General features: G+C 51.0%; 5 protein-coding genes and 4 pseudogenes. 5 read left to right on the top strand and 4 right to left on the bottom strand.

Annotated features, from left to right (window positions below):
* Nucleotides 1-116, top strand: a pseudogene (locus DVK06_RS16480) (IS630 family transposase); the annotation flags it as partial.
* 103 nt (nt 117-219) lie between these two features.
* Here the strand turns inward: DVK06_RS16480 and DVK06_RS16475 are convergent.
* A pseudogene (locus DVK06_RS16475) lies at nt 220-756 on the bottom strand (IS1595 family transposase); the annotation flags it as partial.
* A 201-nt stretch (nt 757-957) separates the two neighbouring features.
* Between DVK06_RS16475 and DVK06_RS16470 the strand changes: the two are divergent.
* Nucleotides 958-1,236, top strand: a pseudogene (locus DVK06_RS16470) (transposase); the annotation flags it as partial.
* Between the two features lie 285 nt (nt 1,237-1,521).
* On the opposite strand, the gene DVK06_RS16465 reads toward DVK06_RS16470, so the two are convergent.
* Nucleotides 1,522-4,140 (bottom strand): PKD domain-containing protein, encoded by a 2,619-nt coding sequence (locus DVK06_RS16465; protein ID WP_158600102.1) that lies wholly within the window; start codon nt 4,138-4,140, stop codon nt 1,522-1,524.
* 401 nt (nt 4,141-4,541) lie between these two features.
* Here DVK06_RS16465 and DVK06_RS16460 point away from each other — a divergent pair, with 401 nt between their 5' ends.
* The 3 genes and pseudogenes from DVK06_RS16460 (at nt 4,542) to DVK06_RS18535 (ending at nt 11,736) form a co-directional block, all read left to right on the top strand.
* Nucleotides 4,542-7,043, top strand: coding sequence for a PPC domain-containing protein (locus DVK06_RS16460; protein ID WP_121601095.1), 2,502 nt, complete (start codon nt 4,542-4,544; stop codon nt 7,041-7,043).
* Nucleotides 7,044-7,158: 115 nt separating this feature from the next.
* Nucleotides 7,159-7,566, top strand: a pseudogene (locus DVK06_RS16455) (ISH3 family transposase); the annotation flags it as partial.
* 795 nt (nt 7,567-8,361) lie between these two features.
* Entirely contained in the window at nt 8,362-11,736 is a 3,375-nt protein-coding gene (locus DVK06_RS18535; protein WP_147438137.1) for a PKD domain-containing protein, read from the top strand.
* 340 nt (nt 11,737-12,076) lie between these two features.
* Here DVK06_RS18535 and DVK06_RS16435 read toward each other — a convergent pair whose 3' ends face one another.
* Both DVK06_RS16435 and DVK06_RS18530 read right to left on the bottom strand, forming a co-directional pair.
* The gene (locus DVK06_RS16435; RefSeq protein ID WP_121601092.1) at nt 12,077-13,288 is read right to left on the bottom strand and encodes an orc1/cdc6 family replication initiation protein; all 1,212 of its coding nucleotides are present in this window, start codon (nt 13,286-13,288) and stop codon (nt 12,077-12,079) included.
* A 1,441-nt stretch (nt 13,289-14,729) separates the two neighbouring features.
* Nucleotides 14,730-16,310: a hypothetical protein gene (locus DVK06_RS18530; protein WP_147438136.1), complete on the bottom strand. Its 1,581-nt coding sequence runs from the start codon at nt 16,308-16,310 to the stop codon at nt 14,730-14,732.
* Nucleotides 16,311-16,557: the final 247 nt, after the last annotated feature.

Genomic DNA, 16,557 nt, shown 5'->3' with positions numbered 1-16,557 from the left:
GACAGCTCCAAGCAGCTCTCAGCAACCGCTTTTTCGACTCACTCGACGAACTTACAACAGCGATCGACAGTGCTCTTGATCAACTCTCGATTCCAAAAGTGAGTAATTATTTCTAGCAACTACTATAGGTAAACACCCGTGTGTAGCACATTGTTGATTTCAGAGAGTGGCTTTGACGGCGTGTTTAAGCGCTTTTCGTCCGGGTTTGCGGTATAGTTTTCATTTGAGTTGGTATGCTCGGAGATACTGTGTGAGGCGGTCTTTTGAGATGCCTCGGTGCGGCGAGAGCCAGCGTCGCGCCAGCGACGCGTGGCTCTCGCAGCTGTTCACGTAAACCGTCTCGTCTGCGTACTCACCGTCTCCGTGAACGACATATTCGCGGTCGAATCGCTCATCTTCAGCAAGCGGATCGTACGCACGAAATCCGTCGGTATAAACGATGAGAGGCTCCTGCTGGCGGTCAGCTAGCAGGAGCCGGATCGTCGATTCGTCTATAGATTTCGCTGGCACGATGTATCGCTGGTCGGTGCCGCGGTCTACAAGAACAAAAACGGGCGGTTTGTCTTGATCTCATACGTTCCGCACCCGCGTCAAACGAGGCCGCGAAAGCGCGACCAGCGATCGCGCTCGCAGCGTTTCAGGCCGGCAGAGATAGAACTCGTCAATTTCAACCGGGCCACAGAGATCGAGTGACGGCGCATCGAGCGCTTCACTGAAGCGCTCGACACGTTTGTGAATCGTTTTGTAGGTGACCTCGTTTCGCATTGTAACTGCCGGGACAAACGAGCCGAGTGTCGCTCGGCCTCCGCCTGAAGACGGAGGTCTGCGCTTGTATCTCTATCAATAGGAGACGTTGATTTAATGTCTCGATCTTCTGAATTAGATTGTTGATACTGATGAGCTGTCGCTGTGGAGTCGAAGAGGACAAGGACACCGCGTCAGCGGTGTCCGACACGGATGATTCCGCTAGATGCGTTTGGGTCGGAACCGGTCGCAGCGGACCTGCTCCAACAGGTTCGCTGGCGTGACGGCGTCTCTTGTCCTCTCTGCCGTTCTGACTGAACGGTCAGAAACGGCAGCTATGGGCACTTTCAGCGGTATCTCTGTAGGGATTGTGACCATACGTTCAACGATAAGACTGGCACGATTTTCGCTCACTTGAAGATCACACTCCGCAGATGGCTGTTCTCGATCTACGCGTTTTTGCGGTGCAACACCAAGTTCAGGCAGTTTGAAGTCCGTGGCCTCCGGTAATCACGGATGCTACGGAATCGGTGAGAGGCCGTCCCCGAACCACAAGGGGTGGCGAACCAGCGGTGGTTCGCACGGCAATGACACGGATTCCGACGGGGCCTCATTGGCCGGGCCACAGCCCTACGAGGGAGACAAACGAGAGTTCCCTCGGTGTGTCGCCGGTTCCCTCCGAGTGCGGGTTGGAACCAAACGGCGACGACCGCCCGAATCCGATGGTCGGATTCATCCGCGTTTACGCGGAGGAGGAGGTCAATGGTACTCCCCCAGTTATTGATTTTGCATGTCGTTGTAGAGTGCTTGTACGTCAAAGATATCGACCTCACCATTCGCACTGCCAGAAGAGAAGCTAAACGCTGCAGGGTTATTCTGTACAACGTCGGAATCAAGGTTGTTGTACAGTGCCTGTACGTCGAAGATATCAACTTCTCCATCTCCGTCGATGTCACGGTAAAGACCATCGCCATTCAGATCTTGAGGTGGAGAATCGCCAACTACCGGAGGAATCGCTGTTTGTGACGAAACAGAAACGGTTTGCGTTGCCGTATCTGTATTATCAGCTCCATCGGTGACAGTTAGGGAGACATCATACAAGCCGGCTTCGTCAAATGTGTGACTAGCGGTGTCACCCGTGCTATCGGTGCTTCCATCCCCTGAGAAGTCCCATTCTCGAGAAGTGATCGTGGCGTTAGGCCCCACTGTACTCGTATCAGTGAAGGTAATCATTTCACCAGGTGCGGGCTCACTCGGGTCATACTCGAACCCGGCGGTAAGGCCCTCTGCAACTTGGAGGGAGTCCCGAGAAACGGCAGCTTCACCGTCTGCGCTGATCATGAGAAGTTCAACATCAAGATAATCACCGGGCGCAACAGAGGCTGGAACGCTGAGGGTTTTTGTTTCATTTTCGGCGAGCAGGGTAGTCGCCGCATTCTCTCGCCCCGGGAATGCGACGATTGCTGAGACAGGTTCTGTGTAGTCTGTCGAATAACTAATCGAGAAACTGTCACCAGGTTTAGGGTCAACAGAAGGAAGAGAGATGTCTGCGGTAAATGGAGGGTTCAACTGTCCACGAGAATTATTTGCATCAGAATACCGGGTTATTTGGTTTATCATGATATCATTTGTGGCGTCACTCGGGATCGTGAGATCAATAGTGCCAGTTCCGTCACTTCCCGTCTGTGTGTATCCTGCATCAAATGTCTCTGCGTCCACATGATAGCGATTACCAAACATTGTGACATCAACATCGCTTACTGGGTCTCCAGTAGACCGGTCTGTGACACTAATATCAATTGAATTATTTACTCCAGGATCAAGGCCATAAGCTTCAAAGTCGTAGTTGAATTGCTCAATAGATAAGGAGTCTTCGTCAGTATACGTCGTCCCGTCTGCTTGCGCACGTGCTCTCACATAGATGCGTTCACCATCTGGAGCGGTTTCCGGAATTGAGAGGACGGTTGAAGCCTCCCCGTCAGCGTTGGTTGTCAGGCTTTCACTCCCAACTGGAACATCATTAAAGCTGTAGTAATACTGGAGGCTAATATCCTTATCCGATAGCGGCTGGTCACCGTCAGTGAATTCAATGGCGACATTCGTCTCTGACCCTAAACCAATAACATAGTCCTCAACGTCAATATCCAGTTCAATAGGTTCTGGCGCAGGCGGTTGCGGCGGAGACCTGAAGTCGATCCTGTCGCCAAATAAAAACACAGACCGACCATCGGTGGCTTGGATGTCGATTTCATATTCGGTGCCTGATTCAGCAGGCGCCTCGAATGAGATGCTGAACTGACCGAATTCATTTGTCGTAGTTGAGAACTCCTCAATGACAATTGAATCTCTCTCTTCAGTAATTGTCACATCAATATCTAAGTTTGACACTGGTTCGCGATCTTGGAGGATAAATGCACTCCATGTCACGGTGTCATTAACATACTGGTTACGGATTTCAAAGTACGGGGTTATTGCCTTTAGCTCGCCGGATTCAAGACTGGACATATAGTCCGAATCACTTCTAAACCGGTACTCACCAGAACTGGTAGGCGTGTAATCCAAAAATCCAATTCCGCCTTCTTCTATCTGGACGTCAAAGTCACGCACGGTTCCGTCGGGCTCCTCGACAGTGATTGATCGGGAAACACCAGCTTCCGGCTCCAACCCCTGTGCAGAATAAATCCCAAGTGTTGTTTCCTCTCCGGGAGTTAAACCAGTCCAGTGGAACGGCATGTCAGTGTATGTGCCAACCTCGAAAGAATCAGCAGGAGTGTTGAGTCCAGTTGCTTCGGCAAGAACGCGGTAGCGTCCGGGTTCAACACCGGACAGGTCGATCGTTGCGGTGGCGCTTCCGGATTGGTCTGTAGTAACAGACTTTGTAGCGATAGTGGTACCTGAAGACTCAACCCGGACGGTGATATCTTGATCTGAGACGAACCCAGTGTCGCGGCCATTCTGACGCTGGACCGCTCCGGCCCAGATGTCGATCGAGCCGGTGGTTGGGACATAATCATGTTCGGTCGGCACATGTACTAAAACACGAAGCTCTGTGCCGTCGTCAACGGTTGCTTGAACGCCTTGTGAGATATGGACCGAAGATGTACGTCGAACAATTTCTCCGTCTTCTTCGGTTGCCTCAATAATGTTATACCCGCCATCAGGTAACTCCTCTTTTTCAACATCGGTATATGAGGAGTAAATAAACCGTTCACCAGTATTATGATGAATTAGTTCAACACCCAGAACACGGCGCTCAGTTGGTGTCTGAGATAGTGAGTTAGTTGTGCTGGTGTGGTCTGTTTCGTTTGCGACCTCACCACTTACAGTGCCTCCGAGAAGCCCCATGCCAGCGAGAGTTGTAAGCACAGAGCGACGGGTAGAATTGAACCCAGTCATACGTGTCATCTCTTAGCATTCTCACATAAATGTATCGGATAGGTATCTTTTTCGAATCGCGGTAGCAATTAGTTCCTGCTAAAATTTAAAATAATAAGCTAATTCCTCTATACTGGGTATATTATGTAGTGAATGTAATAGGAATTTCAGAACAGCTACAATGCCAGTCTTCAACTAAGATGCGTGAGCGCGATGGGGAATACGTAATCAAGCATCTAGAGGAGGAACCCCACACCGGAAGCCTACAGGCAGACAGAACATATCGTCTGGAACTGCTTTCTGACTGGCGGATGAGAAAGACATCAGCCCCAAAGCTGAAACTCGGGTATTGGCTGGTATTAGGTACTCGCAGGGAGAATTGGACAATAAATTTATTTTGCTTTGTTACATATTGACAAGTGATGGAGTTGAGACAAGCCTCAACGGTACTACTTGCCGCAGCCGTTGTTGGAGGAGTCGTGATTCCAGTGTTCGCCGGTGGCATAGTCTCCGCACAAGATACAGAGCCAAATGACAGCTTTGAAACAGCGGTTAACGTAAGTGAAGGAACATTTTCAGGAGAGATCATAAGTGGTGAATCTGACGTTTATCAGATTGAAGTGAATGAGACAGATGCACTCAATGTAGATATCTCAAACGCTGACAATCTTGGTAACCTTCGGCTGGTTCTTTACAGCCCGGACCGGCAAGAGCTTGTCAGTGATGGGAACAACAACCGCGACGGTGTTAGTTTCAATCTGAAAGCGCCGGAGTCCGGTACATACTATATTGAGGTCGCCGGCCAAGAACAGCAAACAACGAGTAATTACACACTCGATGTAGACATCATTACGCCAGCCGAAAACGACCAATTCGCGCCAAACGACGGATTTAGATCTGCCGCGTCACTGTCAGAGGGACTCAGCGATGCCCGGATTGTCGGTGGTGAATCTGACTTTTATCAGATTGAAGTGAATGAGACAGATGCGCTCAATGTAGACATCTCAAGCGCTGACAACCTTGGTAACCTCCGACTGGTACTTTATGACCCGGACCGACGAGAGCTTGTCAGTGATGGGAACAACAACCGCGACGGTGTTAGTTTCAATCTGAAAGCGCCGGAGTCCGGTACATACTACATTGAGGTCGCCGGCCAAGAACAGCAAACAACGAGTAATTACACACTCGATACAGACATCATTACGCCAGCCGAAAACGACCAATTCGCGCCGAACGACGGGTTCAATTCGGCCGCAACCCTCTCAGAAGGGTTTAGCGACGCGAGAATTGTCGGTGGTGAATCTGACTTTTATCAGATTGAAGCGAATGAGACAGATGCGCTCAATGTAGACATCTCAAGCGCTGACAACCTTGGTAACCTCCGACTGGTGCTTTATGACCCGGACCGACAAGAGCTTGTCAGTGATGGGAACAGCAACTTTGGCGGTATTAGTTTCAATCTGAAAGCGCCGGAGTCCGGTACATACTACGTCGAAGTGGCCGGCCAAGAACAGCAAACAACGAGTAATTACACACTCGATACAGACATCATTACGCCAGCCGAAAACGACCAATTCGCGCCGAACGATGGGTTCAACTCGGCCGCAACCCTCTCAGAAGGGTTTAGCGACGCGAGAATTGTCGGTGGTGAATCTGACTTTTATCAGATTGAAGCGAACACAACAGACGCTATCAGCGTAGACATCTCAAACGCTGACAATCTTGGTGACCTCCAACTGGTACTTTACGGCCCGGACCGACAAGAGCTTGTCAGTGATGGGAACAGCAACTTTGGCGGTATTAGTTTCAATCTGAAAGCGCCGGAGTCCGGTACATACTACGTCGAAGTGAGCGGCCAATCACAGCAGACAACCAGTGGGTATACGCTTCGAACGGATATTATAACCCCGAAAGAGAACGACCAATTTGCACCGAATGACAACTTTGGATCGGCCGTACAGCTCCGCAATGAGTTTACTGACGCACGTGTGGTAGGCGGAGAAGTCGATTATTTCAAACTCACACTCAATGAAAGTGAGAGCGTTACTGCTGAAATCACCGCTGCAGACTCACTTGGCGACCTCGGCCTGCGACTCTATGCTCCGGACCGTTCAGAAGTCGCTGCTGACACAAACAATTTCAATGGAATCTCACTATCACACCAAGCCACGACGGGTGGAACGTACTACCTGAGAGTCGCTGGGTTGAGCCAGCAGACGACCAGTGAGTACACGTTACGGAGCAACCAGACGTTCACCGGAGCGAGCCCGGTACAAATAGAGGGCATAACGCTTGCGCCCAGTACAGTTGAGTCGAACACGACAAATACGCACCGTCTCGCATTCACTGTGGCAAATGTGAGCGCAGACGGGAACGCAGATGAGATTAAGGTGACGCTACCGTCCGAGGTTTCGCTTGTGGACTCAGGAGCAAGCCGCATCGTCGATCAACGGGCTAACGTCTTCGTAGCTGAGTCTGCGTCACTCACTCAGGGGGCAACGACCATTACAGTAAATCCCCAGCCAAACACGGGCCCACCAACGCGGACCCTAGACGCAGAATTCAACGTCACTCTTGAAGTTCCGAATGTGTCAGCAACGACAACGAATGACATCTCCGTGGAGGCTGCCGACAGTTCCAACGGAAATGACAGCACGGTGGCGAGTTTGACTGTCCAAGCGCCGGGCCCGGGCGATGTCACAGGCAATGGTGCTGTCGCTCAGGATCTTGATGAGGATGGACAGTTCGAAGACGTTGACGGGAACGGCGAACTGGACATCTTCGACGTCCAGGCGCTGTTCGACAACCGTGGCAGTGATACCCTCCAGAACAACGCGGCAGCGTTCGACTTCGATGATGACGGCTCCGCCGAAGTCAACGTGTTCGACGTCCAAGCACTGTTCACGGAACAGCAAAACGCCTAATACCCATTTAGTTCGTAGTTTTTTAGGTGAACCGAGGCACTAAGCCCTTTCCTCAAGGAGCAACAGGGAGCAAAGCGACCGAGTAGGGTAGGGTAGTTTACTTACAGAGCGCTCTGTCGACTGTACCTATCAGAATGGACAAATATAACGGAACAGCGTGGCGCGTCACGGCTACGCCGCTGACACGCCTTTTATCCACTCACCACGCGACGCTCGATACCACTACGGAAACGCTTCGGTATTGAGGCGAGCTATCGACTCTCCGGGCAAAGTATTGCGACGACTTAGACACGGAATCCGGTGGTGCGGCTGCTGTGCGTGGTGGTGAGTTTGCTGTTACAGAACATCTGGCGGTACTTACACTGAGAGTACGTGGCGATGCCCCCCCCCGTGGCGGGCGTCGCCTCTAGTCGTGGTCGTTCAATGAGTTCATTAACATGATCCGACGGGCGGCATGGACGGCCCCCGCGGTGCGTCGGGCCGCCCCGCAAACCAGCTACCGGACGACCGGTTCTACCGATAGTCATCGACCGGGCTCACCTGCGGTGTGAGTGGCACCGCTGTCGTGTCGACGGCTAGACACCAGCGACAGCTTTCGGTCGATTTGTACATGATTCCATCGTCGATACCGTCAGTGCAACCGCTCCGACTCAGCACTCAGATTTCAGAAACAGCTAGCCGAGGATGCTTTGTGAGGTACTGAAGCTACTCTTCCGCTTCGTCAAGCAAGCCGTGTCGCTGGCTCAAAAGCACTGTGCCGCCAGTCCAACGGCGATGAGTGATCCGACTGGCAGCGGATTTCCCGGCTGGAAGCATGTCACGCTCCACTTTTTGTGGGTTCACATAGATGCGACGTACCGCGAGATCGTGAATTGGGCGAGTGAGATGGATCGCGTTCGTAGGCTGTTACAGCTCGCTCGAACGGCATTTCCCGCACCCTCAACGCTGTACCGGTCATTTGAGAGGGTGCCCATGTACGTGTGGCGTGGCCTCCTTCGTGAGTCCGCGACTATCTGCGATCCGGGCGCGCATGGAGCCATCGATGCCACATTCTTCAATTAGAAATTTTATGTACTACCTGTTGTGTAGATCTTCATTATTTCCGTACAAGTGTTGTCCAGAAAATTAGTTCTAAAGCGTTACGTTAATAATTAATAAATATTTGTATATTGTATTATTTTAGGTGAGGATGCGAAATAATATGGGGAATTTCAAGTCACCAAGCAATTATATGTAGCTATGTCCGGCCGCGTGTTTAATCATCGGTGTATAATCCGACCTAGCGATACCCAATTTTCGATTACAAGGGGGCCCAAAGATGACTAAACTTCCGTCTACCCGACGTGATCTATTGAAATGGACTAGCGTCGGAATTATCGGAAGAGATGCTGCTAAAGCGAAACAAACCAACGATATAGCTACAGTTTCAGAATCACTCAGTTATGGGGACGTAGTCTTTGATTCTCTTAGTACTAATAGTCAGTTTGATGAGAACTTGAACGGTTACCACACTGCATATACGTTCGATGGAAGTTCCGGGGAAACCATCTCAATTGAGATGCGACCAGACACAGATCAAGGTGTGGAAGATGAAGACCACGCTGTCTCAATCTTGTTGTTTGATCCAGAAGGAGAAGAAGTAGCAAGTGAAGCACCCTACACGTTTGGTTATGGAGCCACAGGAATTGACAGGCTTGAACTTGAATCGGATGGGACGTATACGATTGTCGCAACGACAGCACCTCCATACCCCGCATTTCCGCTGTACTCCAGTCAAGAAGATAGTTATTATGACACATTTAGCTATGAGCTACGCCTCCACAAGATGTTGGGTGAATCTACTGCGGAAATGGACTACAATTCTACAGTAGAAGGTCAACTAACACCCAGCGATAAATACCAAGATCCGAATAGTGATTTACATGGGTTTTATGATCATTATGTTTTCAATGGAGTTCGTGGAGACATTATTTCAATTGAAATGAGACCTATTGTAGAAAACTGGACTACAAGTGCCGATCACGCTGTTTCGGTTCTCTTATTTGATCCAGATGGGAATAGGGTTACAACTGAAGCTCCGTTCACATTTGGGTATGGAGCGACGGGGATTGACCGATATGAATTAGAAGCAGATGGGGAGTATACTATTGTCGCTACTACAGCACCTTCGACTCCCACTATTGAGCCATATCTTGGGCCAGAAGATAATTATCTAGATACATTTGATTATGAACTTCGTCTGCATGAGGAGTTAGGAAAACCAGAAGAGACACTTGAAAATAATTCAGTTATTAAAAATAGCTTGACAATCGAAGACAAGTACCAAGATCCAAATAGTGATTTACATGGATTCTATGAACATTATTTGTTTGAAGGAGAGCGCGGCGATGTCGTCTCAATTGAGATGCGACCGGATACAGAGTTCGGAGTAACAGATGAAGACCATGCTGTTTCAATCCTCTTGTTTGATCCGGATGGGAATGAAGTCACAACTGAAGCTCCGTTCACATTTGGGTATGGAGCGACTGGGATTGACCGATATAAATTAGAAGCAGATGGGGAGTATACTATTGTCGCTACTACAGCACCTTCGACTCCCACTATTGAGCCATATCTTGGGCCGGAAGATAATTATCTAGATACATTTGACTATGAACTCCGGTTTTATAAGGGACTAGGTGAGCCAGATGGAATACTGCAGTACGGCGCTGCTGTTGACGCTGAGCTTGCTAGTAGTGACAATTATCAGGATCCAAATAGCAACTTACACGGGTATTATGACCACTATGAGTTTGAGGGGCAAGAAGGTGAGCGGATATACTTATCCATGGTCCCTCAGACGTTCCCAGATCAAGGAGAACACGCAGTTGAAATTCAACTCTTTGATCCGAACAAAGAGCAAGTAAAGCAGGAGCAACCGTATGATATCGGGTATGGACCGACTAGTATAGATTCATACCAACTTCCAGAAAGCGGGCAGTACAGCGTTGTTGCTACCACCGCAGGCTCAGTGACTACTATCGCGCCGTATTCTTCACCAGAGGATACTTATTTGGATACGTTTAGCTACACGATCGATCTCAACCGAATTAGCGATCACATAACCCAGACAATTGATTTTGGAGATAGATTCACCGATTTGTGCACAGCTGACGATCCATATGTTGATGAATTGGTTGGGTATCACAAGCGTTATTCGTTTGAAGGGGATGAATCACAGCTTGTTTCTGCTGAAATGCGCGTGAATCTTCCAGATGAGCAAGCGGCACACCTGCGCTTGTATGGGCCAGATGGTACACTAATAGAAAGCGCCGAAAGTGAAGCGGGTGCTATACAGCTTGATAGAGTCAGCCTAAACACGTCTGGCGCGCACACGCTGGTCGCGACGACAGCCACAGAGTTTACCGCTTCTGTATATGATAGTAGTGTTGAGGCTCGGACTGCCACCCCACAGTTTGAGCTTCGACTATACGATTTTGTTGGAGAGCGCGAACTGCTCACCGACGGTGATACGATCCAATCCCGTATTGAACCAGTAGACAATTTCCAGGAACCATTTGTTGGGTATTATGATGCGTATGTAACGACTGCAGTGGAGGGTGACAGCCTCTCGATCGAGATGAACATCGATCAGGCCGAGGATAACGCTGCCCAACTCATTCTTTTGGGACCTAATGGATCAGAGATTGCCGATACAAATGAACCAAGCGGTAGCACTGAACTCACGACTACTGTTGAAGAAACAGGGGAATATACGTTTATTGCGACCTCTGAAAGAGAATTTACTGCAGATGTATATGACACCACGGAGGAGGCAGAGAATGCATCATTCCAGTATCAACTTGTGTTTGAAGGCCCGCAAAATGCACCACCGCTAATTGATGAGATTCGTACAGAACCGTCCCAAGCAGCAATTGGAGAAACGGTGGAGCTCATCGTCGAAGCAAGTGATCCAAACGATGGATCATTAGGGTATCAGTGGGAACAAGTGATTGGCTCGTTCCCGGACCCAGAAGTGAATATTGTAGATTCTGAGGCGGCTACGGCCAGTTTTACTGCACCAACTGTAGAAGCAGAAACCGATCTCACTTTTGAAGTAACCGTTTCAGATAATGATGGTGGTGTAGTGAGTGAACAGACTACTATGCTTGTAGACCCTGATAAGACCGCAAAGCTAAGTGCAGCGTTTACTGTGTCTCCGAGCACCCCTGTGATCGATAACAAAGTTACATTCGATGCGAGTGAATCGACTGCACCAAGTAGTGAGCTCGTAACGTATGAGTGGAAAATTACTGGTCCAGAAACAGTAACACGAGATGGTGTGACCATAGATTACACATTTGAAGAAATCGGAATGTACAGTGTTGTGCTGACTGTGACCGATGATACGGGGCAAACAGCTTCAGTCACAAAAGAACTCGAAATCGTCGATGAACGTACCTCGGGTCCAGGCGATGTCACCGGAACTGGCAACCCAGCGCAAGATCCAGATGGCGACGGGTTGTATGAAGATATTGACGGAAGTGGTGAAGTCGACATCTTCGATGTGCAGGCACTGTATAATAACCTGGATTCGATCAATAATGCTGGTAATGGGAGATACTTCCAGTTTGCTGCGGGTGAGCCTGTTGATCAAGATGTGTCGGTCTTTGACGTTCAAGCGTTGTATACCGAGATCAATTCGTCTGAATAGAACAGTCAATTGTTCGAAATTCCACTCTTGAGAAAGTAAAGGACTTCAGCTCGACGAGCTCCTGAACCGTCTCCAGATTTCGAACATCCCCTCGACGAAGCGGTACTCGACATCTCCCCGCGAAGGCGCAATCCGCTGGATCTTCCAGAATTGTTCGCGGTCACGGCGTTGTAAGGACTACAGCTCGACTGCTCTCTGTTGCTCTCGTCACCACCCCCATTATGTCGAGTGTTCTCTCTGAGAATGAATGGAACCCTATCCTCTGACACCCCACCGCGTCAAGTGTTCGGACGGGACGATCCGGGGACCATTCGGACAGACTCCGACCAAATTTACAGTGTTATGTGACCCGTGTCGCCACACCTGTCGGGAGCACAATCGAGTCAAAATCTCGAACGACGTCGCCGACAATGTCTAAGTTCACGTCGAACTCGTACTGATAGTAGTGTCCACCTGCCCGTCCCTCATTTTTCATCTGCCGATCGAGGATGCCAAGCATCGCCAGCTCCGCCAGATGATCGTGCATTCGCCGACGGACGAGCGGGTCGACGTTAGAGTCTTCCGCGATACGTCGATACAGCGGGTACACGTCGCGGATCCGCGCCGGGGACTCTTGTTCGAACGCGAGCTGTAACATGGCTACGAGCGCAAGATGCCCGTGTTTCGTCAGCTCACGCGTCCCATGTTCGACCTGACTCTGTTCAAGCTTCTCGCGAGCCTGATGGACGTGCGCCTCCGTCAGTCGTTCCTTACTGTTAGTCCGCGCAATCTCACCGGATTTATACAGAATATCTAACGCTTGTCGAGCGCTCCCCGTGTCCTGCGCCGCGATAGCGGCACACAACGCGATCACGGCGTCATCTACTGCGTCGTCGTACATCGCACCGGCCACTCGCTCTTCGAGGATGGCACGCAGCTCCGGGGCGTTATATGGCGAGAAGTGGATCTCCTCTTCACAGAGGGTATCCTTCACCTTCGGTGAGAGGTCGTCTCGGAAGCCGAAATCGTTGCTGATGCCGATCACGCCGGGTTTCGTTTTCGAGAGGTAACCGTTTGAGCGGGCTCGTGGGATCTCATACAGGATTTCGTCGTCGCTGCCGATGTGGTCGATTTCGTCGAGGACGAGAAGGACCGTCCCGCCAATCTGATCGAGTTCCTCATACAGGATATCGAACACACGCTGTTGGGGATACCCGGTCGTACTGATCTGATCGTCTGCGGGTCTCAGCTGATTCACGAGGTTGACTGCGACTTGGTATGACGACGAGAGGTTCGTACAGTTGAGCCAGCAGACTGAGAGCTCGACGTCGTCGTACTGCTCCGTATCTCGCTGTAGCTGTTTCAACAGATAGCGGGACACCGCTGTCTTGCCGACACCCGTTTTTCCGTACAAGAAGACATTCCGGGGTTGTGCGCCGTTAACGATCGGCTGAAGTGCAGCCGTGTACGTCAAAATCTCGTCTTCACGAGCGGTAATCGAATCCGGTTGGTAATCCTCGCGGAGCATATCCTCGTTGCGGAAGATTTCAGTGTCTCGTGTGAACGTCGGCATCCTCTGTCACGTTTGACTCAGTCCGTACAAATAAAACCACTGTGTCATATGTGTCGTGTGTAAGCGCAGATAATCTAAGTCTACCAGTTAGCACTTGACGTAGTGGAGTGTCTCTTAGTTAGTCCCCATCAATGGTTCACGGGGAGAACACTCGACACGGTGGGGTGTCGAGCGCTCAGCCCACCGACTCTCCCGTTTTTTCCATATTTAAATTCAGCAGCGAGATGACGAAGAAACACGGCGACGACGGCATCGGCGACTCGCACATCGTCAAAGTCTAGAAGCTCGCTCAGCGCGGTCGATTACGAAACCGAATCCGAGACCAAGCCCAGCACGCCCAACTGCTGCTCAAAACGATCGCGTACCTCGGAGAACAGGATGCGATGCCGCCCCAGTCGAAGACGACCAAGAGAAACTCTACCGAGGTCGTTCTTAAGACACTGCAATGAGGTGTGTCTCTCCGTCGCCGAACGCGATCTAACTCGGGGGCTTCCGCAGTACGCCGATACGGCTGCGAGGCCCGCAGATACGCGTCAGGCTTTCCGCTTGAACGTGGGCCAACCGGTCTTGAACACTCGACACAGTGGGGTGTGATGTGAACCCTATCGGTGGTCGTCTCCGGGAACACTCGACACAGTGGGGTGTGGGTGCCGGTTGCTAACGCAATAAAAAGCACCCGACACGGTGGAGTGCTAGGGCCACGCCCTGCTCTCCTCACGCATCAAATCACTCGCCAGGTTAAGATCTTCTGGCGTGTTCACGTTCACGCATTCACCCAATCGAACAGTCGGCACCTCATAGCCCACACAGCAACAGGCTCACAGCCTCGCTCAGCTGATACTCGCCTTCGACCGACGGCCGGAGCAACGGACACGTGTGAAGCTTACCTGTTCATTGGACGAGCCGCTCTCTGTAAGCTGTACTCTAGGGTACCATCGATACACCCCCCAGAATCTCCACCGTTTTGACCTCCTCCACGTCGTGAAGGACGTGGTATCCGTCCACCGGATTCGAGCTGTCAATGCCTTTTGCTTCCAACCCGCACTCAAGTGGAACCCGCAAACATACGGGCGAAACTCTCGTTTTCTCCCCTTTATCGGGCTGTGGCGCGGTCAACAACCCCCCATCGGAATCCGTGTCATTGCCGGGTGAACCACCGCAGTTCACCGCCCCTTGTGGTTCGGGTCGGCATCTCACCGATTCCGTAGTGGTTACTATAACGCGCATCACAGTAATAAAATTACGGAGAGAACGAATCCGAGTGTCGCTTGACCTCCGCTTAAAGACGGAGGTCTGCGCTTGTATCTTTATCAAGAGCGTCAGTCAGGTTCGGTAACTACTGTGAAGGGCGAGGCTTTCGACTCGTATCTACCGTAAGACAACGAGCCACCCCCAGATCCCGTACGGGGTCCCCTCAGGGGAGCGAAGGAGGGTGGGTTGGTTACCCTTGGCTCTGATATTCTTGGAGGAGACCTTGGACATCGAAGACAGTTACCTCGTCAGGGTTCTCGGTCCCGTCAAAGTTGAACGCCCCAGGATTGTCTTGAATTTCGGCGGCGTCTAGGTTTTCGAAGAGTGCCTGAACGTCGAAGATCGTCAGTGACCCATCACCGTCGACGTCTTCGTACGTTCCGTCACCATCGGTGTCTTGCGGACGCTCCCCACCGTCAACCGCCGGCGGTCCAGCGACAACGTCAAACGACGTTCCCGAAAGGCTCCCAATATCATAGGAAGTGCCATCAACGTCATCGATACGGGTGTCCCCGCCAGCAGCAAGCCGTACCTGCGTTGCGGAATCGCCACGCACGGTTACGGTTGCGATCGTCGTCTCGTTGGCTGGTGCGTACACATTGCTACCCATTGCTGCCCTAAGACTGAGAGAGTTGTTCTCAGCCCCGAGTTCAGAGTCAGGGAACTGGGGATCAAGATTGTACTCATAGCCAGTAATCGTCGCCGACTCAGGAGTTTCTATGGTTAGTTCGGTCGCGAATGCTGAGATTCCGTTTTGAGCATCTTGGATGACAACATCAACGGTGGTTTCACCATTTACCGCGACTTCACTGTCGGTGGCACGAAGGGTAATGTCGATCCCACTACTGTCACCACTAGTGGCAGTAAGTGTAGCTCCAGTGACGGATCTGGGTGTGTACTCAGCTCCATCTTGATCGAGAATTTGAACGTCAGATAGTGTGAAGTTCGCTTCACCGACTTGGGCAGCAAGAATGCTGGTAGTTGCTAATTCGATGTCACCGTTATTCCGCGTTACATCAGCCTCAATACGAAGGGCCCCATTATCGAGTTGAGTTACAGTGGGGTTCTCAGCTCCGGTGACAGTAGTTGATTCGAACTCAACGACACTCGGATCGTTCGGCGTGATTGTGAAATTCAGCGCCGAGACGCCGTTTGTGACGTCAGTTGCGGCAACGGTGAGGTTCGTCGCATCATTAGTCTGGATCGTCTCATTTTCTAGTGAGAGTCCAAGTTCCGGATCCGTAATTTCACCAGCGACAGTTAGTGTTCCGCTGTTCAATGCTGCGATATTATACCGTTCACCACTAATTGAAATAGCAGCGCTGTTGAGGTCGAGTGTAGTACCGCCATCGCTGTTACCCACGACGGTAACTGTTCCGAGCGTGATCGTCTCGCTCCCGGTAATCGGGTCTCCAAGCCGAGCGTCTTCAACAAAGAGTTGGGTTCCGTTGGAGCTTATATCAGCACTACCGACACCCGGTGCCCGTTCAAATGAGAACTCATCGATATTTCCAACAGTACCATTGGCCACTGAAAGATTCAACTCATACGCATCAATTCCATCTGTCGCACCGGCGACGACGACATCAAACTCAGTCGAGGTACCGGCATCAATAGTCTGATTGGCAGGGGTAAGCCCCACCGTAGCATCACCAGCCTGTGCTGGCTCAATATCATTCGTTGTGGAAGCTCCGACAGGTGCAGTTACACCAGCTAACAGCCCGACGAATACGAGACCGGTCAGTAGTAAGGTCCCAGTTTTGGATGTCATCACTATGAGGTCATCTTCAATAATAAAAATACTTTGGTGTCGATTCTGTGAATTGATATCTATCGGTTTAGCTGAATGCAGGCGCTAAGCCCCCGTCCTCAACGAGCAACGCAGGGCGTGGCCCGAGTAGCGCAGTAGGGCGGGGATACAGCGCCGTCATCATCTGTTCGTACACTGTTCTGTTGCAGGCCCACAGGCCCACGTCTACCGAAGCTGTTATGCGTGTAGCGTGTATAGTGTGCATTAC

It is taken from the genome of Halorubrum sp. Atlit-28R (assembly GCF_003665955.1).
GTDB classification, from domain to species: domain Archaea; phylum Halobacteriota; class Halobacteria; order Halobacteriales; family Haloferacaceae; genus Halorubrum; species Halorubrum tropicale.
The sequence above is the reverse complement of the archived record's forward strand: the minus strand, read 5'-3'. Positions and strand labels throughout refer to the sequence as shown.